We start from the raw sequence: 23,771 nt of genomic DNA on the forward strand, positions 1-23,771 counted from the left end.
TTATAAGTTCTGTGTTGTGTTTTTGTAAAATGTTTAAGGAATTAAGTTTTGAAGGAGGGAAAATATGTATCCAAGATTATTGATTGACTTAAATAAAATCGAGCATAATCTTGAAATTATAACAGATAAGGTCACAAATGCCGGTTGTTCAATTATGATAGTTACAAAGGTTGTATGTGCAGATGAAAAGATAGCAAGAATTGTAGATAAAAACGAAAAGGTAGAATTTTTTGCTGATTCAAGAATAGAAAATTTAGAGAGCTATCAATATAGCAATAAGCAAAAAGTTTTGCTTAGGCTTCCAATGATAAGTGATGTTGAAAGAGTTGTAAAATATTCTGATATCAGTTTAAATTCAGAGCTTGAGATAATAAAATGTTTGAATATCGAAGCTAAAAAACAAAACAAAACTCACAAGATTATCTTGATGATAGATTTAGGAGATTTGAGAGAAGGCTTATATTATACAGATAAAAAAGAAATATTTAGAACTGTAGAAGAAATAATAAAACTTGAAAGCATTGAATTATATGGCTTAGGGGTAAACCTTTCTTGTTATGGTGCGGTAATTCCACAAGTTGATAATTTAAATGTTTTAGTTGGTATTGCTCAAGAAATCGAAGATAAATTCAATATGAAATTTAAAATGATTTCAGGTGGAAATTCAAGTTCCTTGTATTTAATTGACAAGAAATTATTGCCTAGAGGTATAAGTAATTTAAGAATTGGAGAGGCTTTCTTTTTAGCAAACGAAACAGCTTATTCAAATAAAATTGAAAATATGCATGATGATACGTTAATTCTTCAAGCGGAAATTATTGAGCTAAAAGAAAAACCTTCTATTCCAGTTGGTGAAATAGGTGTTGACGCATTTGGTAAAAAGCCACATTATGAAGATAGAGGAATAATTAAAAGAGCGATACTTGCAATTGGAAAGCAAGACATAGATATAGAAAGTATTGTTCCACTTGATTGTGATATAGACGTTTTAGGTGCAAGCTCAGACCATATGATATTGGATGTATCCAAGTCTAAAACTCAATATAAGCTTGGTGATATTATTAGCTTTAAATTAGGTTATATGGGTACACTAAGAGCTTTCACGAGTAAGTACATTGATAAACAATATATAGATTAACAATATACAAATAAATCTTGGAGGAAATATGATTAAAGTTCAAATATTTGGTCGAGAAACATTAACTATTGAGAATATAGTATTTGATTTTAACGGTACAATAGCAGTAGATGGACAAATTCCTAAAAAAATTAGAGAGAAACTTATTGAATTATCTCAAATGGTCAATATTTATGTTGCTACAGCAGATACCTATGGTAATGCGAAAAAACAATGTGATATGTTTGGATTAGACGTAATGCTTTTAACAAAGGGTGAAACAAGAATTGCTAAAAGAGAATTTGTTAAAAAATTAGGTTACGAACATACTGTTTCTTTGGGCAATGGATATAATGATGAAGAAATGCTTGAAAATACTAAGTTATCAATAGGTATTTTATCAGAAGAGGGTATTTATGCGCCATTATTAGCCAAATGTGATGTAGTGGTTAACAGTATAGAAAATGCCATAGATTTATTTTTAAAACCAAATAGATTAGTGGCAATATTAAGAGATTAGAAACTAAAAATACTAATAATATAAAAATAGCTTTGCAATTTGCATATTATTTGATATACTTATAAGGATAAAATATGTTTAAGGAGACAAATATGGAAAATAAAGTATTAGCAGTAGTTAATGGTAGAGAGATTAAGCAGTCAGATGTAGCTTTATTATATCAAAATCTTGGACCAAATGCAGCACAATATCAAGGGGAAAAAGGATATAAGCAATTAGTTGATCAATTAGTATTAGAAGAAATGTTATATTCTGATGCTAAAGAAAGCAACTTAGATCAAGAAGAAGGTTATCAAGTAGCTCTTGAACAATTGAAAAAATCATTATTAGCACAATATCTAGTTGGTAAAATAATGTCAGATATTAAAATTACTGAAGATGAAGCAAAAGAATATTATGAAAAAAATAAATCTACATTTGTAAATGGAGAAATGGTTAAAGCAAGTCATATATTAGTTAAAACAGTTGAAGAGGCTAATGATATATTAAAAGAAATAAATGAAGGTTTAACATTTGCAGATGCAGCTAAAAAATATTCAAGCTGTCCTTCTAAAGAAGCTGGTGGTAGTTTAGGTCAATTTGGAAAAGGTCAAATGGTTCCTGAATTTGAAAGTGCAGTATTTGCTATGAAAGTTGGAGAAGTAAGTGAACCTGTAAAAACTCAATTTGGCTTCCATATTATTAAATTAGATGAAAAAGAAGAACAAAAAGAACTATCATTTGACGAAGCTAAAACAGAAATTGAAAATAAATTAAAATATGAAAAACAAAACAAAGTATATACAGAAAAACAAAATGCTTTAAAAGAAAAATATACAGTAGAATATAAATTATAAATTTCTCATATTATGTGGGGAATAGTAAGAAAGTTTATGCTTTCTTGCAGAGTGGCACAGGATATTTTGGTATCCTGTGTTTTCTCTGTTTTATAGAAGTTTTTTCTATATGATTACATCGCTTTTATTTCAAAATAATGTGATGTATTTTTCTGCATTTGTATTTTTAAGATATACATAGTTAAATTCACGAGTAATGTTGTTATCACCAATTGTAAAAAATGACAGCTCATTGTCACTGTTTGCGACAGCTTCATACACAAACGAAATACTTTTTTCACTAAGCACAAGTTCTTTAATTAATTGAAAATTGCTGATGCAGATTTGCTTTTTGAAACAATCTAAAGTAAAATTGTGCTCAAAAAGAATTTGCTCAAAAATTGCTCTTGTTCCTGAACCCTCCTCTCGGACAATTATTGTTTCTTTAAACAATTCTTCAAAGGGGATGTTTTTATGTGCGAAAGGATGCGTTTTACTGCAAATACCAACAAAAGGTTCATTGCGATATAAAATATAATTATATTTCTGTTTATCAAAGAACCCCTCTATAAGTGCAAAATCAAGTTTGTTATGTTCAAGTAAATATAATAAATTCTCGGTATTATCTACAATTAAAGACAATGTATAGCTATCATTTTGAAAGAAACGTTTAACTTGTTCAGTGATTACATATTCACCAATGGTTTTTGTTGCACCTACACGCAATTCAGTTAGTGGTTTGCTAATAATCTCTTTTTTTAATATATTTTCGCTATATTTAGCAGAACGTGCATAAGATTCAAGTTTATATGCTGCTTTTGTTTTTTGTAGCTTTTTGCCGTTATAATTAAACAACTTACATTTATATTCATTCTCTAAAAAATGAATGTGTTGTGTTACTGCTGGTTGTGTCATATGCAGAAATTCTGCTGCTTTACGGTAATTCATTGTGTCGCACAGTTGTAGGAATGTATAAATTCTGTAATCTAACATATTTCCTCCGATAAATTATACTTATCAATAAATAACTATTGATTATTAGATTTTATCACAAAGCCATGATAAAATCAATGTACACAATATAAATGGAGGAATTATAATGATTAAAGAAAGCATGTTCAGTAAAATTGTAAAATTAATACCAGGAATTATTATTTCGTTGTTAATAGCACTAATAGCAAAGTACATAGAGGACTTATTGCCAATTCATCTTATTGGTGCATCTGTAATTGCACTTTTCATTGGTATGATTATCAATAGTTTTAGACAACCAAATCAAGTTATTAAACCGGGTTTGAAATTCACATCGAAAAAAATATTAAAATTTGCCATTGTTTTGCTTGGTGCATCATTAAGCATTGGCACAGTTTTAACGATAGGAAAAATGTCTATGATGGTTATGTGTTTCACTCTTTTAACTTGTTTTGGTGGTGGGTATGTGATTGGTCGTTTATTTGGGCTAAACTGGAAATTATCAAATTTGATTTCTGCGGGCACAGGTATTTGTGGTGGTTCTGCAATTGCTGCTATTGCACCTGTTATTGAAGCAGAGGATAAGGATATAGCTTATGCCATGTCAGCCACTTTTTTGTTTGATATGGTAATGATAGTTCTATTTCCTATTATGGGTAAATGGTTAGGACTTTCTGATATGGCCTATGGTCTTTGGGCTGGAACAGCCGTTAACGATACATCTAGTGTTGTAGCTGCTGGTTATGCGTTTAGCGAAGCGGCAGGAGATTTTGCAACTATGGTAAAGTTAACTCGTACACTAGCAATTATTCCTGTAGTTTTAATTTTTTCAATTATCAATGCTCGATTGAAGAAAAAAGAAGCACTTGCTTCAGGTAGTAATAAAAATACTGATGTAAAAGTAAATTTTGTATCTGTGTTTCCATGGTTTATTTTAGGATTTATAGTATTGGCAATTGTCAATAGTTTTGGGGTTATTCCTACTGTGATTTCAAGTACGGCAAAAGAACTTAGTAAGTTTCTAATGATTGCAGCGCTTGCAGCTATTGGTTTAAATACAAGTTTTAAAGAAATGCGAAAATCAGGAGTAGCACCAATGTTTCATGGATTTATTATATCCGCTTTAGTTGTAATTGTTGCGATTACTGTAGAGTATTTTATGGGTATTGTATAACTTTAAACAGATAAATTGTATCATCAAAAAAATCGCCTTGCTAGTTGTTTAGCAAGGCGTAAATTACATATATTAGTTTAAATACTGTATAGCTAGTTGTTACACATTAAATCTGAAAAGGACTACATCGCCATCTTGCATAACATAATCTTTGCCTTCAAGTTTTGTCAAACCTTTTTCTTTAACTATAACTTGTGATTTATATTCTTGTAAAGCTTCAAATGAAGTTACCTCAGCTCTAATAAAACCTCTTTCAATATCACTGTGTATTTTACCAGCAGCTTGTGGAGCTTTTGTTCCTTTTTTTATTGTCCAAGCTCTTGTTTCATCAGGTCCTGTAGTTAAAAAGCTTATAAGTCCTAATAAATGATAGCTAGCTCTTATTAGTTTATCAAGTCCTGATTCTTTAAGTCCTAATTCTTTTAAAAATTCAAGTTTTTCTTCTCTTTCAAGTTCACTAACTTCGGCTTCTATTTGACCACATACTACAATTACATCAGAATTACAACTTGCAGCATAATCTTCAACTACCTTAACATAAGGACATTCTTCAGGGTTAGTTATAAAATCTTCAGAAACATTTGCTGCATAGAGTACTGGCTTTGCAGTAATTAAGTTAAATGTTCTTAGAAGTTTAACTTCATCATCTGTGTATTCTAATGATCTTGCAGGTTGTTCTTTTTCTAATGATTCTAATACTCTTTGTGCTAGATTAAGTTCTCTAACTAAAGACTTATCATTTTTAGCTACTTTTGTTAATCTTTCAACTCTCTTTGATAATACTTCTAAATCTGCTAATATAAGTTCAAGTTCAATAATTTGTATATCTCTTAGTGGGTCAACAGTTCCCTCAACGTGAACGACATTTTCATCATCGAAACATCTAACAACGTGAACAACTGCCTCAACCTCTCTTATATGTGATAAAAATTTATTTCCTAAGCCTTCGCCTTTACTTGCACCTTTTACTAAGCCTGCAATATCAAAAAATTCAATAGCGGTAGGCGTATTCTTTTTCGACTTACTCATTTCTGCTAAAAAGTCTAATCTTTTATCTGGTACACTTACTACACCGATGTTTGGCTCTATTGTACAAAATGGATAGTTTGCAGATTCTGCTCCAGCAGATGTTATTGCATTAAACAATGTGCTTTTGCCAACGTTTGGCAATCCTACTATACCTAATTTCATCTATATTTTCCTCTCAATTTAGTTCATTAATTACCTAAAATATTATATATCATTAACATAAAAAAATCAAGTTATGCAAAAGACTTGATTTTCTATTAAAACTATTTGTTATTGTTATAATAATTTTTTATACATTTAAAGCTTTCTTCGCTTATATCATGTTCAATTTTACATGCATCTTCTTTTGCAATTTGTTCATTAACACCAAGTAAAACTAAAAATTTAGTTATATAGGTATGCTTATCATAAATATTGCTTGCTATTTCCATTCCTTTACTTGTTAGTTTTATAAATCCATCACTATCAACAGTTATGCACTCGTTTTCTCTTAATTTTTTCATAGCAATACTGACGCTTGGTTTAGAGTATCCAGATTCATTAACTATATCAATCGAGCGAACTTGCCCAAGCTTTTTACTTAATACAAGAATTGTTTCTAGATAATCTTCTGAAGATTCGTATATATTCATAATTACCTCCTTTGGTATTAATACTTTATTTTATCTACTGAATATTATTAAAAAGTTTAGTCTATTGATATTAGTATAGCATAAAATACAAATAATTCAATTATTAAAAGAGCATTTAATTGACATTTTTTTATAATATAGTTATAATTTTATATAAACAGACTTAGGAGGTAATTAATATGTTAATTATTAAAAATGCTGACTTGATAAATATGTCTGATATTTGTCACGAAAATAAAGACATTTTAATTGAAGACAGCAAAATTAAGGAAATAGGAAACATTGATGTAAGTAAGTATGAAAATGCTAAAGTTATTGATGCAAAAGGGAAATTAGTAACACCGGGTTTGGTTGATCCTCATTGTCACGTAGGACTATTTCAAGATATAGTAGGTGATGCAGGAAGTGATGGAAATGAAATGACAAGCCCGATAGTTCCAGAGGTTAGAGGTATTGATTCTGTTAAACCTCATGATCCGTCATTTGAACATGCTCTAAATAGTGGTGTAACTACAGTTGTTACAGGCCCTGGAAGTGGAGAAATTATTGGTGGAACATTCTGTGCATTGAAAACGTATGGTAAAACAATATTTGATATGGTTTTAAAAGAAGAAGTAGCAATGAAAATGGCTCTAGGAGAAAATCCTAAAAGAGTATTTGGTAGTCAGAATAAAGCTCCTTCAACACGTATGGGCAATGCAGCTTCTATGAGAGAAGCATTATTTAAAGCTAAAGAATACTATGAAAAGAAAAAAGAATATGAAAAACAGGTTGCATCAGGAAAAGAAGATGCTAAAAAACCGGAATTTAGCATGAAGTGGGAGTCATTATCAAGAGTATTTGATGGTATGATAGTAAAAATACATGCTCATCAAGAGGATGACATTACTACTGCTTTGAGAATTATTGAAGAATTTAAACTAAATGCGACTATAGACCATTGTACATCTGGTTGGAAAATTCCAGAGGTATTGAAAGAAAGAAATCAAAAAGTAATAATTGGACCTACATTTGGTACAAAAACTAAAATAGAATTAAAAGATAAGTCATTTGAAGCTGGCAGAGTAATGTATGAAAACGGAATTATGTTTGGCATTATGACAGACCATCCTGTTGTTCCACTTGAAAACACAACAACTCAAGCTGGTTTGTTTGTAAAAAATGGTTTACCATGGATAGAAGCATTGAAAGCATTAACAATCAATGCTGCAAAAGTAACAGGCATTGATGACAGAGTAGGAAGTATAGAGGTAGGCAAGGATGCTGATATAGTAATATGGTCAGGCGATCCATTCCACTATATGTCAAAAGCTGAAACAGTAGTATTAAATGGAAAAGTAGTAGTAGAAAATTAAATATACATAAAAAAGCAACAATTTAAAAATGTTGCTTTTTTTTATATAGCTAGTCTTGTGTGGTTGAATTAATAGTGTTATAGCTAGTTTTTGTAGTTATTGTTACAGCTAGTCAGTGAGGTCTTGCTATAGTCCGCCTTTGTGAGCATTTATTTGCAAGTTATACTACGATGCCCTTAATAAATGAAGAATAATTTTCTTTTCTCAGCTATGTTACGCATAGAGAATTGTAACTGCAGTTTCGTTCGCAAAAGTCAAATGCGTAGGATAAGTTTTTACAGCTAGGCTAAATTGACTTAGAACGCTTACTCCACTTTGTACAATTCTTTCTATGCTCCACAATGCTTCGACAGTGAAATTATTCTTTTTAGCTATAAAGCTAGTCTTGCGTTTGTCAATTTAATAATGTTGTAGCTAGTCTTTGAGGGTATTTTACAGCTAGTCTGTGAGGTCTTGCTACAGTCAGCCTTTGAAAGTATTTGTTTGCAAGCTATCCTATGATGTCATAAAAAAGGAAGACGTTGAATGAAAAAGTAAATTCCGCCTTTGCAGGAATGTGTATTTTGCACAACTAAATTCCGCTTTTTCACTTCACAAATGATAAAGACAAGCGTATAATCATAGATAACACATGGTAACAATATACTTTTTTGCATAGCAAACAAGCACCTGGATAATTTAGTGCACGACTAAATTCCACCTGCTGTAATGTTTTTTATGCATGGTTATTTAGCCTGTGCTATGTATTTTATTTTAGTAATGTAGGCTTTAAGACTACATTATCAGGAGCAATTTCCTGAAGTGATAATTTTTTATGTAAGGAATTATCAAGTAGCATTTGGGACAGTTGAAATGGAGTGCTTCCATTTAGACTGTCCCTTGCTGTACTATTGATATTATTAATCATTAGAGTAATATCATTCTTATTATACATGTCAAATGATCTACCTTTTGGTACAATAAAACGAATATACTCATGATTTTTTTCTATCATTCCTTTTTGCCATGAACAGTTGGAATCACAATAAAATACATTAGTTAGTTTATCTTTATTCTGTCCGTATTCTATAGATTTTGGATCTTGAAACTCACTTCCGTTATCAGTTAATATCACAGGAAAAAGCCTTTTGAAGACCTTGACTCCAAGTCTTTGAACTAACATACTAAACACATTATTAACGCACTGCTGCGTTTTATTATCCATTAAAAAGGCAAGCATAAATGTTGATTTCCTAAAGAGTAAGGTAAGAAGTACCTTGCCACCTTTTTGACCTTCTACAGTATCCATTTCAACAACAGAAATCTCAGGACTATTTTCTAAAAATTTATTGAAATCATCATACGTTCTACCAATTCTGTAGTTTCTGCTAATATTTCTTGAATTTGTACCTGATTTTCGTGGTTTGTATTTAACTTTCCTTGGAAGATCAATATTTTTAGCAGAAAATAGCTGCCTATCAATATATTTATATAATGTTCTTCTTGAACAGCATATATCTGTTTTATGATTAGCGTAAATATGCGAAAGAGACTGTCCCTTCTTAATTAAAGGAGATATTAAGGTATCAAGCTTTTGTATATCTTCAGGCATTTGATTAATACCTTCCCTTGAAGAACTAAGCAACTCATGATAGCAGTCATCAGAATATTTAGCTACATAAATCCATCTTTCATATGTGCAGCTACCTAAGCTTTTGCAGTTGTTGCAGACATAAGGAGCTTTATTAAGCTTTCCACATGTCTTTGGTTTGTAATCTTTACAAATCATCCTACAATTAATATATTTACTACAGTTTTTACATAAATCATTACAATTAGCTTTGCTACATAAATGTTTAATGTTACACTCCTTAGAATTATCACACTTTATGATTCTTGAAGTGTCTTTTCTTAACTTAATTGTTCTATGTTTTCTTACTTATTTTGAGATAGTTGTTGGGTCTTTATGTAGCTGATTTGCAATAGATTTAAAGGATTTACCTTCATTTAATGATTGTTCAATAATTATACGTTCACTTAAAGTTAGATGTTTTTGATTGTTTTTCATGATTAACCTCTTTATTTGCACAGGTAAACAACCAATTACATTATACTTCTATTTTTCTTTGTGCACTACTAAATTCCACTTATATTTTTGGGTGGAATTTAGTAGTGCATTGTGGAATTTACTATTTCATTTTACTTAAAGAAGAAAGAATAATTTTCTTTGCTCAGCTATGTTCCGCATAGAGAAATGTAACTGCAGTTTCGTTCGCAAAAGTCAAATGCGTGGGACAAGTTTTAAAGCTAGTCTAGATTGACTTAAAACGCTCACTCTGCTTTGTACAATTCTTTCTATGCTCCACAATGCTTCGACAGTGAAATTATTCTTTTTTGATATTTAGCTAGTCTTGCGTTGGTCGATTTAATAGGGTTATTGCTAGTCTTTGAAGTTTTTGTTAAATCCAGTCTCTGAGGGTTTGTTACAGTCAACCTCTGAGGTCTTCTTACAGTCAGTTTTTGTAGTTCTTGTTACAGCCAGCCTTTGGGTGCATTTATTTGCAAGTTATACTATGATGTCCTTAAAGAAGAAAGAATAATTTTCTTTACTCAGCTATGTTGCGCATAGAGAATTGTAACTGCAGTTTTGTTCGCAAAAGTCAAATGCGTGGGACAAGTTTTTAAAGCTAGTCTAAATTGACTTAGAACGCTCACTCCACTTTGTACAATTCTTTCTATGCTTCACAATGCTTCGACAGTGAAATTATTCTTTTTTGATATTTAGCTAGTCTTGCGTTGGTCGATTTAATAGTGTTGCTGCCGGTCTATGAGGTCTTGTTACAACTAGCCTCTGTCGTCTTGTTATAGCTAGAATGTTATAGTTGAAATAATAGTTTTTACAGTTATTCTTTGAAATATAGAAGTATAGGTGACCGTTTATAATGTGAAAATAATAAAACAAAATTACAAAAGTATGTATTCAAATACGTGTAAACTTTATGTTTGCAAACAAACTCATAATATGTTAAAATATGTAAAAAAAGCATGGAAATGTAATTCTTGGTACTTACCTATCAATTTTGCTTTTATATTCAATATAATAAAATAATTCAAATTAAAATCTAAAATTAATTCAAATATTTAAATTCAATTTAATAGTAAAAATAAGAGGGGTGCAAAAATGAAAAAGATATTAGTATTTATATTTGCTATAGCACTTGTTTTAGCAAATATGTGTATAGCTTATGGTGATGAAGAAGTAAATGAAGAAATAAAAGATTTGCAGTTTAGCGATGTAAAGGAAACAGATTGGTTTTACTCAAATGTAAAAGAAATGGTAGAAAAAGGAATAGTAAACGGGTATGGGGACGGCACTTTTCAATCTAGAAAAGCTGTAAAAGCCGATGAATTTATAAAAATGGTACTAGTAGCTTTTAACTATGATGTACCTGAAACAGATAGTACATATTGGGCTGATGGATTTATTCAAAAAGCTGAAGAACTAAAGATAGCTGATAAGACCTTTATAAATGACTACAGATATAATCTGACAAGAGAACAAGCTGCGAGAATAATAGTTAATACACTATATCTTAAAGAAAGTCATCCATCTAATAGTTATAATGAATATATTAAAAATGCTATATATGACTATCATTTAATAGCTGATAAATATAAGCAAGATATGATAGATTGCTATGCACTAGGTATAATGCAAGGTAACGATAAAGGCAAAATGAAACCCCAAGATACAATAACTAGAGCAGAAGCAACAACAGTAATACTTAGAATGATGAATAAGGATAGGAGATTGTCCGTTGATTTTGGCGAAACTAAGTCAATAGTAGTTAGAGATGGTTGGGGTGGTAATTATACCGTAGTAGCTCCTATGTATAATGGTAAACCTGTAAATGAGATTATAGAAATTGCAGAAGTTTTTAAAACAAATTCTTCTAAAGGTGCTGAAGATATAGGAGCGGGTGATGTTTCGATTTGTGTAGAAGGATATGAAACTATTGAGAGAATGGATTATGTTAGAGAAAGTAATGACAGCGGAGATCCTACTTGGGAAGATATTATAATGGGTACAAATTGGCTTGATTGGACTTTTACTACAGATTTAGTACAATTATCAGGAAAGTTCTACCCATATGACTTTACTACTTGGAATAAGACAGCTTTTATTGAAGATGAAACATATTTATTTAACAATGATAAGTGGGGAGAATATTTCTTGACTTACTACAAAGAACCATTTGAAAAAACTTTTAAAATTTTGTTTGAAGATGATTTTGATGAAGCTTGGAAGTATTTTGTTACTGCTTTAAATTATACAGGAAAAGAGTCAAAGGTTGTAGAGAAAGAAATAAATAGTAGATGGTTCTTTATAGCCTATGGAAATGATGGTATGCAAATGAGAATTTCATTAAAAGATGCTTGGAAATAAAGAGGTGTTATAGTTGAAAATACAGATTAATAAAACTGTATCAATAGCATTGATACTAACAATGCTATTGTCAAGTTTGATTTATGCTTTTGGAGTAGAATATGCAAATAAAGACACAGTGCCTTTTGGGTATCCTGTAGTAAATAAGGATAAGCTTAGATTTAATTTAACGTTATATAATGAAAAAGGTATAATATGCTATGGAACATATTCTAATGTACCAGGTAATCAATTTAAAAAGGGTACAGTAAAAGATACAAATTTGATCAATGGAACAGTTACAAAGAACGAGGGATATTATGAACAAGGTGGTTTAAAAGGTGAATACCGCTATCATGGATATGATGTTAATGGAAACCTATATACGAATATAAATTTCCCTGTTGATGAGGCAATGACAATGTCTCCAACAAGATATAACTGGGTGTACAGGATTTGGGAGCCTGGGAATCCATACTATAATGCTAATAGATTACGTAAATCAGGAGAATGGTTTAAAAGGGCGACTGATACATATAAACCAGCTTATACTACGAAAGTAAGAGAGCAAATAAAGTCAATCGCACCATTTGGTATGGATGATAGCAGAAGTACCTCTACTAACAAAGACATGTATAATTATGCCCATGTATTATCTTTATCAAATGAAAATACAGTTGGAGAGATAAGAATGGACCATGTTGCTAGTAACGGAAAGCTATGGTATGCCAATTTTTCAACTCCTAGAAAAGTTGTTCCAAAGAAAACCGATGAAGAATTAGTAAGCGTTATAGCTGAATTTGATGAAAGTACATTAAATATAGCTAATTTCGATAGTTTAAAAGATGGTGATGATGTTACTCTTAATGTAAGAATGGATGCAGCATTAATAGATAATAAGTTGTACGATAAAGTAGACGAAGATGTGCTGTTTGATGATGATGCATTAAGACAAATAGTAAATAATAGAAAAGATATAAAAGGTTGGGTTTATACAATACATAATGATATAACAGGAAAAAGCGAATCCTTTGATGTGACAGATAAAAACCCTAAAACAGCATATATGTTTAACATAACTATACCTTATTCTAAACTTAAAAACAGGATAGATTTTGAAACCAAAGAGGTTACAATAAAACTTACAGGAACTGCTAAAGTAATTTTTGATACTGATGTACCGTTACAAGACGATGATGTAATAGATGAAAAACTACGTTTTACTGGTAAGGATGAAGTAGAGAAAATTATACCTGAAGAAATACCTGAAGTTGAAATTCCGTTATATATTGATATAGATGCTCCATATTATATGCTAGATACTGAAAAATTTAAATTATATGATAATACGGATTTGGTGAATGGCGAGGAAAGAACTACTAAACTAAATGGAAGGCTATTGACGGGATATGAAGAACAACAGTTTTTAAATGGAGAGTGGTTGTTCCCACTAACAGGAAGAGATGAAATATATAACTATGAAATAACCTATATAAGTCCAAATGGGGTAACAAGTATATATAGTTCATTTGTAAAAGTTTATACAACAAAGCCTAAAACTCAAGTATTTGTTACAGGTAAACAAAAGGAGAATAGACTACTAACTGCAATAAATGATACTAGGTCTGTAAATACAAGCTACCTATTAGCACGCTCTACAATTACTCCAATTAATTTTGATGTAATGGGAGAGGCTATATATATAGGAAGTAAAGATGATAATTCAATTGAATTTATTTCAAAATCATATGAAACAGACATTAATGTGAATTTACAGGTATTATGTACTGTTAATCCTAGATATATTGAGAGGGATGATATTCCTAATAGTTACCATATAAGTAATGATTACACATATTGGTTACAAGTAGTACCAGATTATGAGCCTGCTGTGCTATGTAACATATGGAACTTTGTATTAACAAGAAACGAACAGCTTAGTATGACTTATGAGGCAGTATCTACAGATGGCGATAAAATAACAGTTGATACATATAAGTTGTATTACGATGAGGATAATGATGATATAGCAGAGAAATTAATTAAAAGTGGTAGTAGTAGTGAATTAGCCTCGTATACACCAACAAAATTAGGTACATATAAAATAGTATTTTATGTTGAAGAGACATTTGGTGATGGAGAACAAACACTTGAACAATTTATAACTGAGGCAGATAAAAAAACTAAAACATTAGAAAGAAATTTCTATGTAGATAATCTTGCTCCAAGTACTGAAATATATGTTGATGTTCCATTTGATTATCCGGAGGTAGATTTAATTGTTTTAAATGACGAGAATATTGCTAGAGAATTAAATAATGATATTGTTTCAACCAGAGTTAATTTTATGAATAACCTAATAAGAAAAAGCTTAAATCCAAGTGTTCAGATTTGGGATTTACATACATATATCTATGAACAAGGAGCAAGTTCAAGTAAACACACAGGTGGAAGTTATCCGCCAAGTAATATCTCTTACTCTAGCAATGGTTATAGTGGAACTTTAAGTAGGTATCGTGTAGTTAATAATGACTATCAAAAAGATATGGGTGAATATGTAACTAAAACAGAAACAAGAACAGAAACAGCTAGTCGTTCGCAATCTGGTAAAGTAATGTTGCCAAAAACAACCGATGGTAATAGGACCCCAACGTCTATTAGTTATAATAGTGGTGGATTTGTAGGAACGCTTAGTAGAAGTGGAGGTATAGCAAATTATAGTTCTACAGCTATAATGGACAATGGAACGTATCTAGGATATTCATATTCTTTTACTCAATATTATAGTGGAACAGTGAGAAAAACTACTCAAGTATGGGTGTCAGATTGGCAATGGTTTGATGATTACACAGGTTATTATAGTGGTACTATATATAAACCAGTTAAACAACAATTTAAACCGACCTATAGAGATACAAGTAATAAATATTTAATTTATTTTGCTAATGACAGAGTTAATAATTTAACTGATTATCAGACAATAATGAATTTAGCAGATAGTAAAGTAATAGTAATAGGAAATAGTACAGTTCGAAATGATACTAGAATAAAAAAAGATTTATTTATTGATAGTACAAAAGATTTACAGACAATACAACAAGAAATAATTGAATATATAAGTAATGACAATCCACAAGAAAGAGGTATCGTTGTATTAAAAGATGAAGTATTTAATGTCAGTTTTGCTGATGTAGACCTAGAAGGAGATGCGATTGTCCTTGATGGCTTTCAAGTAGTACATAACCAAAACTACTTTGATAATCCAATGGGACAAGAGGTTAATACGAGAATAGTATTTGATGAAAATGCATTTAATTTAAGTACATTGCCAAATAAGTTAACAAAGTCAGGTGAATACACATTTTACAGACGAGTTAAAGATAATCCAGCTGAAAAGCCGAGTGAAAGTGAGATATCAAATATAGCAGAAATTAAAATATATGTTCACAGAAAACCTATAGCAAAAGCAAAGCTTGATTGGACTTTCAATAATACAAATGGTACTTATAAAACTACATGGGTAGATAAATCATATGATCCTGATATGCAATATAAAGATCCAGAGGGTACAAAAGGTATAAGGGAAAGAAAAATCAAATATCATGAAGTAGGAGCAACAGAATGGATTTACGAAATACCAGACAATTTAAAACCTGCAAAATATGAGCTTGAATATATAGTTAAGGATAATTTTGGAGTATGGAGTGATCCGTTCATAATGAATTTTGAATTACCGACAATACCTCCTGCACAATTAGAAGCTAAACTAAAAACAGAACTTTCACAGTTTAGTTTAAACGGAGTGCCGGCAAGTGAAAATCTAATAGCATATGACATGCATACACGTTATCCATTTGATTTAAAACTTGAATTAACCTTGATGAAAGGCAGTAAAGAAATTGCACCAACAAAATCAGTAATTTATTCAACAAGTACAGCTACAAAAACAAACCAAGACATAAATTGGAATGATATAAAATACAACATTCCTGCAACACTCAAAAGTGATGATTATTCAATGAGAATAAGAGCTGTTGATACTGCAGTACCAACAAGATACAAAGATATATTTTTCAATGTCAAAGTTAAAACACCAATAAATTTGCAACCAATGTTACAAGGTAAAACAAAAGATATAAAAATTACAGCAGATAAAAATTACTCAATAACAGCAACAACAACCAAGTATGTAAATAAATCATATACAAATTCAAACGTAAAAGTAACTATGTTTAATGGAACACCATATGCAAAAACATATACTCTAAATGGTGTATATAATAATTGGAACTTGATTACTTCTACATCATCAGCAGCACCAGACGGAAATTACACAGCAAAATATGTAGCTACACTTCCAAGTGGGGAACAGCAAACAAAATATATAACTTATCAATATATTCACAATACTCCACCAGTAATTGATGATAGTGAAATAAAAGCAAATATCAATGATTCATACATATATGAAAATGATGATGTTTCGTTTTTACTTAAATTCCATGATGAAGACCTTACAAAATTAAATATAAAGGTTGAATTGTATAAACAGTCTGACTTAGTGCATCCATTCAAAATTATCTTAAAAGATGTTAATCCCAACGGTACAAGCTATGATGATTACAATATAAACTTAATAGATGACATACCTTTAGGAGACTATAGACTTGTTACAACAATAACTGATGATTATGGAGAAACTGCAGTTGCTACAAAAGATTTTACAGCACATGATTTATGGATAGAAGGACATGTAAAACATGCACCAAAATGGGACGAAAACAGAAGCATATACAATGAAAAATATCCAGATAAATTTAGGGATGACAATACATATTGGAATGGTGAAGCACTAATGACAAGTGCAGAGACAACAACAATCAATGAAAAAAGTTCAGTAGTATGTGAGCGTGTATCAGTAGAAATTATAAATGATGATAGACCGATAGATAAAAAATACAAGCAATGGCTTGGTGCAGATAATATAACTAACGAAGAGTGGAACTTAAGCTATTGGGATGAAGAATGGGTAAATGATAACGGTTATGTAATAATAAAATGGGGAAGTGATAAAAAACAAGAATTAACATTAAGATTTACAGCATACTTCAATAATGACTGGGTTGAAGCAAGCGATGTAAAGATATATATTGACAATCGTGATGATTTTTGGCAACTTCATAGATCGTGGTAGAAAACATATACCTATTTAGAAAAAAATCTAAATAGGTATTGACATATTTAATAAAAAGTTGCATAATCTATTTAGAAAGAATTCTAAATAGAAATACGAGGTGATTTGGTGGGATTTCCAGAAACATTTAAGGCGTTATCAGTTCCGATTAGAAGAGAAATCCTGGTAATGCTTAAGAAAGGTAAGATGTCTGCTGGAGAAATTGGTCAGAAGTTTGATATGACAGGTGCAACAATTTCATATCATTTATCTCAATTAAAAAAAGCAGGACTTATTTTTGAAACAAAGTATAAAAATTATATATATTATGAAATTAATGTTTCAGTATTTGAAGAAATTATGCTGTGGTTTTCACAATTTGGAGGTAATAATGATGAAGAAAAAGATTGATTTTACACTTATTATATCAACAATACTTTGCTTGTCGCCAATAATTTTAGGGATAACCTTATATGATAGGTTACCAGATAGTGTAGCAATACATTTTAATGTAAACAATGAGCCAGATAATTATGTTTCAAAAAGCTTTGCAGTATTTGCTTTACCAGCACTTATGGCTGCTTTAAACATTATTGTTAATATTTTTTTAGACAATGACCCTAAAAAAGCTCACTTTTCAACTAGAATGAGAAATTTATTTAAATGGTTCATTCCAGTTTTAACAATACTTTTAGAGTCCATGACATTGTTTATTGCTATTGGTGTGAAAATTGAGTTAAGTTTGTATGTACCATTATTTGTTAGCATCATATTTATAGTTATAGGTAATTATCTACCAAAGATAAAACAAAATTATACTATGGGTATAAAATTGCCTTGGACATTGCATAGTGAAGAAAATTGGAATAAAACACATCACTTAGCTGGATATTTGTGGATGATTGGTGGGGTTCTTATGGTTATCAGTTGCTTCATTGGTAATATTAGTTTTCCAATTTCAATTATAGTAATATTAATGTTAGTTATAATACCTATAATTTACTCATATGTGCTTTATAAAAAAGGAATTTAGAAGAAATATATATATAACAAGGAGGAGTAAAATGTTAAAAATTAATAATTTCACGAAAATGTATTCTAAGAATGTTAAAGTAGTTAATAACTTGACATTACACATTGAAAAAGGAGATATCTTTGGTTTTATTGGTCATAATGGTGCTGGTAAAACAACGACTATTAAATCAGTAGTTGGAATACTTGACTTTGAAGAGGGAGAAATATTAATCAATGGTAAGTCGATAAAAAAACATCCTATTGAATGTAAAAAAGAAATTGCATTTATACCAGACAATCCTGATATTTATCCATTTATGACAGGTATAAAATACCTAAATTTTATAGCAGATATATTTGATATTGATTCTGAATTAAGAGAGCAAAGAATAAAAAAATATGCTGATGCTTTTGAAATTACAAGTGATTTAGGAAGCCCTATTGCATCTTATTCACATGGTATGAAACAAAAACTTGCAATTATTTCTGCATTAATTCATGAACCTAAGCTTTTGATTTTAGATGAACCATTTGTTGGATTAGACCCTAAAGCTTCACATACCTTAAAAGAGTACATGAAGGAAATGTGTTCAAAGGGTTCTGCAATATTTTTCTCAACTCATGTATTAGAGGTAGCTGAAAAGCTTTGTAATAAAGTTGCTATAATTAAAAAAGGATCTTTAATGGCTACAGGAAGTATGGAAAAGGTTAAAGGTGATAGCTCACTTGAAGAAATATTTTTGGAGTTGATTGAAAATGAGTAAATTTTTATTATTATTAAAGGTTAATTTGACATCAATATTGAATCCATCTAAAATAGTTAAAAATGAGTATTCTAAGGATAAAAAAAGTGGATTATCCTCAAAACTATTAGTAGTAATTTTAGCTGGATGTTTGTTGTTTTCATGTGCGACAAATATTATTTTAGTAGCTAAAACATTGGCTGAAATGAATATGATTGATTTAATTTTACCAATTGGTTTGATTGCAACATCATTTGTTATATTATTTGCTACTATTTATCAAGCTCAAAGCTATTTGTTTAATGTAAAAGATAAAGATTTTTTATTGTCAATACCAGTTTCTAAATATACACTAATGATAAGTAAAATTTCTACATTGTATATTGAGAGCTTATTGTTTTCATTGTTGATAGTTTTACCTTTGGGTTGTGTGTATACATACTATACTAGTTTTTCAGTAGAGTTTTGGATAATGTATATAGTTGAATGGTTGTTTATTCCAATGATTCCTTTGATTATATCAGTGATTATTGGGTATTTGCTTGGTTTAATAAGTAATAAATTTAAACATAAAAATTTAGTAACTATAGTTATTAGCATTGGGTTGATATTACTGATTATGTATTCATCTTTCAATATGGAAGGCTTTATGAATTATATAACTGAGAATGTAAAATCAATACAGGAAATGTTTTTTAAATTGTACTTTCCATCACAATTTTTCTATAATTCATTAGTTAATTTTGAGATTTTAGATTTATTAAAATTTGTTTTAATATCTTTATTGCCTGCAATATTATTTACATACGTATTGTCATTACGCTATTTTAAAATATTGTCTAAATTTTCTGAATCATCAGCTAAGTCGAATTATACAATGAAGAAGTTAAAAAAATCTAATATTATTACAGCTTTGTATAAAAAAGAGATAAAAAGGTATTTGTCATCATATATATATGTGCTGAATACAAGTATTGGAATGATTATGTTACTTGCAATATCATTTATTTTGCTTTTTAGCGGTGGAGAAGTCTTAGAAAAAATGATTGAGATACCAGGTATAAGTGAAATTCTACCTATGTTTTCAATAGCTGCAATGTGTTTAATGGTATCAATGTCATCAACAACTTGTAGCAGTATTTCAACTGAAGGAAATAATTTGTGGATAGCTAAATCGTTGCCAATGGATATTAGTAATATATTTATATCAAAAATACTTGTAAATTTAACCATGATATTGCCAGCCTTATACTTAAGTATATTATTCTTTGTATTTAGTGTTGAATATACTGTAATTCAACTTGTTATAGCATTTGTTTTACCTACTATACTTGCTATACTTGTTTCAGTATTTGGATTGATGGTTAATTTAAAATATCCGCGTACGGATGCTTCGGATGTGGTTATTGTAAAGCAAAGTGCTAGTGTGTTTATAAGTATGATTGGTAGTATGTTATTAATGGTGGGATTTATTGCTTTGTATTTAGTCAAAGTTTCAGATTTAATTTCTTTTGAGTTTTACGCACTAATTCTTGGTTTAGTCTTGTGTTTGGCTACAGTTGCGTGTATAATCATTATAAATACTAAAGGGAAAGAAAAATTTCTTGAATTGCAATGATTAAGTTAACGTTACTGGAGGACTATAATGATAGTCGTATTAAAAAACAATGCTACAGATGTAGACGTAAATGAAATAAAAGATAAAATAACAAAATTAGGTTGTGATGTACATGAATCAAGGGGAAGTGATTATCACTTCCTAGTTTTGGTTGGAGATACAAATAGTATTGATGCAAGTTCGCTTACAATTTATGAATGTGTTGAAAAAATAATATTTGATAAAGAACCATATAAAAAATCTAATAGATTATATCACCCAGATGATACAATAGTAAAAATTGGTGATAAAAAAATTGGTGATAAAAAGCTTGCTATAATTGCAGGACCTTGTTCTGTTGAAAGTAAAGAACAGCTACTGTCCGTTGCGGAGAGCGTAAAAATGTCTGGGGCTGGATTTTTGAGAGGTGGAGCGTTTAAACCTAGAACATCACCATATAGCTTTCAAGGACTTGAGCTAGAAGGGCTTGATTTGCTTAAAATTGCTCGTGAAAAAACAGGTCTTCCAATTGTAACAGAGATAACATCAACTAATTATATTGATAGGTTTGTCGAAGAGGTTGATGTAATTCAGGTTGGGGCAAGAAATATGCAAAACTATGATTTGTTAAAGCAGCTTGGAAAAACTAATAAACCAATCCTTTTGAAAAGGGGATTTTCAGCAACTATAGAGGAACTTTTGATGTCAGCTGAGTATATTATGGCTGGAGGAAATGAAAATGTAATTCTTTGTGAAAGAGGAATTAGAACTTTTGAAAATTATACAAGGAATACACTTGATTTGAGTGCTATCCCTGTTATTAAGAAATTAAGTCATTTACCAGTTATAGTAGACCCAAGTCACTCAACAGGACTTTGGTGGCTAGTAGAGCCACTTGCAAAAGCAGCAATTGCTGTCGGAGCAGACGGACTTATTATTGAAGTTCATAATGATCCTGAGAATGCACTTTGTGATGGTGGTCAATCGATTAAGCCTAAAAGGTTTGATGAGCTTATGAAGACACTTTCTAAGCTTGCTGAAATAGAAAACAGAACAATTTAAAGCAACTATGTTTATGTAAGCCTCTGAGGTCATGGTAAAGCCAGACTGAAGAGGCTTTTTAATTAACAGCTAGTTCCTGAGGTTATGTTACAGTTAGTCTTTGAAGTTCTTGTTATAGCTAGTCTACGATGTCATGTTCAGTCAGTTACTATAGCTCATGTTATAGCCAGCCTCCGAAGTCATTTCTTATAGTCATTCTCCGAAGTTCTCAAAAGGAAGGAATAATTTTCTTTCTTTCGCTGTGTTGCGCATTGAGAATTATAACTGCAGTTCTGCTCGCAAAAGCCAAATGCGTGGATAAGTTTTTGAGGCAAGACTAAATTGGCTTAGAACGCTCGCTCCACTTTGTACAATTCTTTTAATGCTCCACAAGGCTTTGACAGTGAAATTATTCTTCTTGCTATTTAGCTAGTCTTGCGGTTGTCAATTTATTAGTGTTATTGCTAGGCTCTGTAGTTCGTGTTATAGCCATCCTCTGAGGTCATTCCTTATAGGTCACTCTCCGATGTCCTCAATAGGAAGGAATAATTTTCTTTCTTTCGCTGTGTTGCGCATTGAGAATTGTAACTGCAGTTCTGCTCACAAAAGCCAAATACGCGGGATAAGTTTTTGAAGCAAGACTAATTGGCTTAGAACGCTCGCTCCACTTTGTACAATTCTTTCAATGCTCCACAAGGTTTTGACAGTAAAATTATTCTTCATGCTATTTAGCTAGTCTCGCGGTTGTCAATTTTATTAGTGTTATTGCTAGGCTCTGTAGTTCGTGTTATAGCCATCCTCTGAGGTCATTCCTTATAGGTCACTCTCCGATGTCCTCAATAGGAAGGAATAATTTTCTTTCTTTCGCTGTGTTGCGCATTGAGAATTGTAACTGCAGTTTTGCTCGCAAAAGCCAAATGCGTGGATAAGTTTTTGAGGCAAGACTAAATTGGCTTAGAACGCTCGCTCCACTTTGTACAATTCTTTCAATGCTCCACAAGGCTTTGACAGTGAAATTATTCTTCATGCTATTTAGCTAGTCTTGCGTTTGTCAATTTTATTAGTGTTATTGCTAGGCTCTGTAGTCTTTGTTACAGCCAGTCTTTGAAGTCATTTTTTATATGTCATCCTCTGAGGTCTTCAAAAGGATTGAAACGTGGATAAATAATTATTCACACAAAATATTAGGGTATTATTTTGCAAATATAATTTATGAAAATAGGGTTGCTTAATTAAATTTAAATATGTGTGTATTACATATTGCAATTTTCATTTATATATAATTATGTTAAATATTTGAAATTGAATTTTATTTTCTGTATAATAAAATAAGTATGTAATGACATAAAATGAGAAGTTATTGATGAAAAATATTATAGGAGGTAGGAATGATAAACACAGAAAATCTTTTAACCTTTGTTGTACCGTATTATCAAAATAAAGACATAATGCATAATTTATCTCATATAGAAAGGGTACTTAAATATGTTAATAAATTATTAGAAGTGGGCAATTATAAAGTAGATAGAGATATTTTAACATATTCTGCATATTTCCATGGATTTATTTATAATAGTGAAGAATGTATAGTTGATTGGTTGAAAACACAGCAAATATCCAACGATATGATAGAAAGGATTATCAATATCGCATGGGAATCACAGAAAGATAAAATGGCAATAACACTTGAAGGCAAAATTCTTCATGACGCACATATGATTGAAGGAGGCAAAACCTATCTAATTGTAAAGTCTTTGATAACTGGTTCTGTTAGAGGACAAACATTAGAACAAACAATTAAGTATATAGAAGATAATGTATTAAGTAAGGGAATTTGTTATTTACCAGAAGCACAGAATGTTTATATTCAACAACAAGAATTTGCAAAAAGTTTTATCTGTGATCTAAAGGGAGGTTTAGATTAAGTAATCCTTGAGTATTTTTATAAAAATTTTTTTCTATAGTATTAAAATTGTTTATTAGTAAACATACTTTTATATATTTTAAATTATCATACAATAAATATTAATAAATGTAATATAACAAAATTAAAATTAGTAAAAACACTTATTTAAGAAGTGTTTTTTTAATGATTAAAATAAAATGAGATGTTGACTAACGGGATTTTTATTGCAAAAAATCAGAAAAAGTTGAATTAGAAATATTATAAAAAATAAATTTATA

The 23,771-nt window shown here is 30.3% G+C and carries 18 protein-coding genes; 13 read left to right on the top strand and 5 right to left on the bottom strand.

Features of this window, described 5'->3' with window-relative positions:
* The first annotated feature begins 64 nt into the window (after positions 1-64).
* The 3 genes from orr (at position 65) to JYG23_RS00950 (ending at position 2,473) form a co-directional block, all read left to right on the top strand.
* Positions 65-1,138, top strand: coding sequence for an ornithine racemase Orr (gene orr / locus JYG23_RS00940; protein WP_207236594.1), 1,074 nt, complete (start codon positions 65-67; stop codon positions 1,136-1,138).
* A gap of 28 nt (positions 1,139-1,166) precedes the next feature.
* Entirely contained in the window at positions 1,167-1,637 is a 471-nt protein-coding gene (locus tag JYG23_RS00945) for an HAD family hydrolase (RefSeq protein ID WP_207236595.1), read from the top strand.
* Positions 1,638-1,729: 92 nt separating this feature from the next.
* The gene (locus tag JYG23_RS00950; protein WP_207236596.1) at positions 1,730-2,473 is read left to right on the top strand and encodes a peptidylprolyl isomerase; all 744 of its coding nucleotides are present in this window, start codon (positions 1,730-1,732) and stop codon (positions 2,471-2,473) included.
* 129 nt (positions 2,474-2,602) lie between these two features.
* On the opposite strand, the gene JYG23_RS00955 is transcribed toward JYG23_RS00950, so the two are convergent.
* Positions 2,603-3,400 (bottom strand): LysR family transcriptional regulator, encoded by a 798-nt coding sequence (locus JYG23_RS00955; RefSeq protein ID WP_242631602.1) that lies wholly within the window; start codon positions 3,398-3,400, stop codon positions 2,603-2,605.
* Positions 3,401-3,551: 151 nt separating this feature from the next.
* On the opposite strand from JYG23_RS00955, the gene JYG23_RS00960 reads away from it, so the two are divergent.
* Complete coding sequence (locus JYG23_RS00960; protein WP_242631603.1) at positions 3,552-4,598, top strand: YeiH family protein; 1,047 nt, start codon at positions 3,552-3,554, stop codon at positions 4,596-4,598.
* Positions 4,599-4,697: 99 nt separating this feature from the next.
* Here the strand turns inward: JYG23_RS00960 and ychF are convergent, their stop codons facing one another.
* Together ychF and JYG23_RS00970 are read right to left on the bottom strand one after the other, a co-directional pair.
* The gene (ychF, locus tag JYG23_RS00965) at positions 4,698-5,789 is read right to left on the bottom strand and encodes a redox-regulated ATPase YchF (RefSeq protein WP_207236598.1); all 1,092 of its coding nucleotides are present in this window, start codon (positions 5,787-5,789) and stop codon (positions 4,698-4,700) included.
* A 101-nt stretch (positions 5,790-5,890) separates the two neighbouring features.
* Complete coding sequence (locus JYG23_RS00970) at positions 5,891-6,259, bottom strand: metal-dependent transcriptional regulator (RefSeq protein ID WP_207236599.1); 369 nt, start codon at positions 6,257-6,259, stop codon at positions 5,891-5,893.
* 179 nt (positions 6,260-6,438) lie between these two features.
* Between JYG23_RS00970 and JYG23_RS00975 the strand changes: the two genes are divergently transcribed.
* Complete coding sequence (locus tag JYG23_RS00975) at positions 6,439-7,614, top strand: amidohydrolase (RefSeq protein ID WP_207236600.1); 1,176 nt, start codon at positions 6,439-6,441, stop codon at positions 7,612-7,614.
* Positions 7,615-8,362: 748 nt separating this feature from the next.
* On the opposite strand, the gene JYG23_RS00980 is transcribed toward JYG23_RS00975, so the two are convergent.
* Together JYG23_RS00980 and JYG23_RS14730 are read right to left on the bottom strand one after the other, a co-directional pair.
* Positions 8,363-9,382: an IS30 family transposase gene (locus JYG23_RS00980; RefSeq protein WP_242631604.1), complete on the bottom strand. Its 1,020-nt coding sequence runs from the start codon at positions 9,380-9,382 to the stop codon at positions 8,363-8,365.
* Between the two features lie 150 nt (positions 9,383-9,532).
* Positions 9,533-9,682 carry a helix-turn-helix domain-containing protein gene (locus JYG23_RS14730; RefSeq protein ID WP_242631605.1) on the bottom strand — a complete coding sequence of 50 codons (150 nt, stop codon included), beginning with the start codon at positions 9,680-9,682 and terminating at the stop codon, positions 9,533-9,535.
* 1,092 nt (positions 9,683-10,774) lie between these two features.
* Here JYG23_RS14730 and JYG23_RS00985 point away from each other — a divergent pair.
* From JYG23_RS00985 to JYG23_RS01020, 8 genes are all read left to right on the top strand, one after another.
* Entirely contained in the window at positions 10,775-12,040 is a 1,266-nt protein-coding gene (locus JYG23_RS00985; protein ID WP_207236601.1) for an S-layer homology domain-containing protein, read from the top strand.
* Between the two features lie 13 nt (positions 12,041-12,053).
* The gene (locus JYG23_RS00990; RefSeq protein ID WP_207236602.1) at positions 12,054-17,213 is read left to right on the top strand and encodes an Athe_2463 domain-containing protein; all 5,160 of its coding nucleotides are present in this window, start codon (positions 12,054-12,056) and stop codon (positions 17,211-17,213) included.
* A gap of 108 nt (positions 17,214-17,321) precedes the next feature.
* Positions 17,322-17,603 carry an autorepressor SdpR family transcription factor gene (locus JYG23_RS00995; RefSeq protein WP_207236603.1) on the top strand — a complete coding sequence of 94 codons (282 nt, stop codon included), beginning with the start codon at positions 17,322-17,324 and terminating at the stop codon, positions 17,601-17,603.
* The gene (locus JYG23_RS01000) at positions 17,584-18,225 is read left to right on the top strand and encodes an SdpI family protein (RefSeq protein WP_242631606.1); all 642 of its coding nucleotides are present in this window, start codon (positions 17,584-17,586) and stop codon (positions 18,223-18,225) included. The genes JYG23_RS00995 and JYG23_RS01000 overlap by 20 nt, the downstream gene beginning before the upstream one ends.
* A 31-nt stretch (positions 18,226-18,256) precedes the next feature.
* Positions 18,257-18,970, top strand: a complete 714-nt coding sequence (locus JYG23_RS01005; protein ID WP_207236604.1) for an ABC transporter ATP-binding protein — start codon at positions 18,257-18,259, stop codon at positions 18,968-18,970.
* On the top strand, positions 18,963-20,567 hold the full coding sequence (locus JYG23_RS01010) for a hypothetical protein (protein WP_207236605.1): 1,605 nt from the start codon (positions 18,963-18,965) through the stop codon (positions 20,565-20,567). The genes JYG23_RS01005 and JYG23_RS01010 overlap by 8 nt, the downstream gene beginning before the upstream one ends.
* A gap of 27 nt (positions 20,568-20,594) precedes the next feature.
* A complete protein-coding gene (aroF, locus tag JYG23_RS01015; protein ID WP_207236606.1) occupies positions 20,595-21,608 on the top strand; it encodes a 3-deoxy-7-phosphoheptulonate synthase in 1,014 nt (337 codons plus the stop codon).
* Positions 21,609-22,975: 1,367 nt separating this feature from the next.
* Complete coding sequence (locus JYG23_RS01020; RefSeq protein ID WP_207236607.1) at positions 22,976-23,512, top strand: hypothetical protein; 537 nt, start codon at positions 22,976-22,978, stop codon at positions 23,510-23,512.
* Positions 23,513-23,771 lie beyond the last annotated feature (259 nt).

This window comes from Sedimentibacter sp. zth1, from assembly GCF_017352195.1.
Lineage (GTDB): Bacteria > Bacillota > Clostridia > Tissierellales > Sedimentibacteraceae > UBA1535.

Bases quoted from the DNA above. Each gene is read 5' to 3' on its own strand.
- orr (WP_207236594.1), top strand. From the start codon at position 65: ATGTATCCAAGATTATTGATTGACTTAAATAAAATCGAGCATAATCTT.
- JYG23_RS00945 (WP_207236595.1), top strand. From the start codon at position 1,167: ATGATTAAAGTTCAAATATTTGGTCGAGAAACATTAACTATTGAGAAT.
- JYG23_RS00950 (WP_207236596.1), top strand. From the start codon at position 1,730: ATGGAAAATAAAGTATTAGCAGTAGTTAATGGTAGAGAGATTAAGCAG.
- JYG23_RS00955 (WP_242631602.1), bottom strand. From the start codon at position 3,400: ATGAATTACCGTAAAGCAGCAGAATTTCTGCATATGACACAACCAGCA.
- JYG23_RS00960 (WP_242631603.1), top strand. From the start codon at position 3,552: ATGATTAAAGAAAGCATGTTCAGTAAAATTGTAAAATTAATACCAGGA.
- ychF (WP_207236598.1), bottom strand. From the start codon at position 5,789: ATGAAATTAGGTATAGTAGGATTGCCAAACGTTGGCAAAAGCACATTG.
- JYG23_RS00970 (WP_207236599.1), bottom strand. From the start codon at position 6,259: ATGAATATATACGAATCTTCAGAAGATTATCTAGAAACAATTCTTGTA.
- JYG23_RS00975 (WP_207236600.1), top strand. From the start codon at position 6,439: ATGTTAATTATTAAAAATGCTGACTTGATAAATATGTCTGATATTTGT.
- JYG23_RS00980 (WP_242631604.1), bottom strand. From the start codon at position 9,382: ATGATTTGTAAAGATTACAAACCAAAGACATGTGGAAAGCTTAATAAA.
- JYG23_RS00985 (WP_207236601.1), top strand. From the start codon at position 10,775: ATGAAAAAGATATTAGTATTTATATTTGCTATAGCACTTGTTTTAGCA.
- JYG23_RS01000 (WP_242631606.1), top strand. From the start codon at position 17,584: ATGATGAAGAAAAAGATTGATTTTACACTTATTATATCAACAATACTT.
- JYG23_RS01005 (WP_207236604.1), top strand. From the start codon at position 18,257: ATGTTAAAAATTAATAATTTCACGAAAATGTATTCTAAGAATGTTAAA.
- JYG23_RS01010 (WP_207236605.1), top strand. From the start codon at position 18,963: ATGAGTAAATTTTTATTATTATTAAAGGTTAATTTGACATCAATATTG.
- aroF (WP_207236606.1), top strand. From the start codon at position 20,595: ATGATAGTCGTATTAAAAAACAATGCTACAGATGTAGACGTAAATGAA.
- JYG23_RS01020 (WP_207236607.1), top strand. From the start codon at position 22,976: ATGATAAACACAGAAAATCTTTTAACCTTTGTTGTACCGTATTATCAA.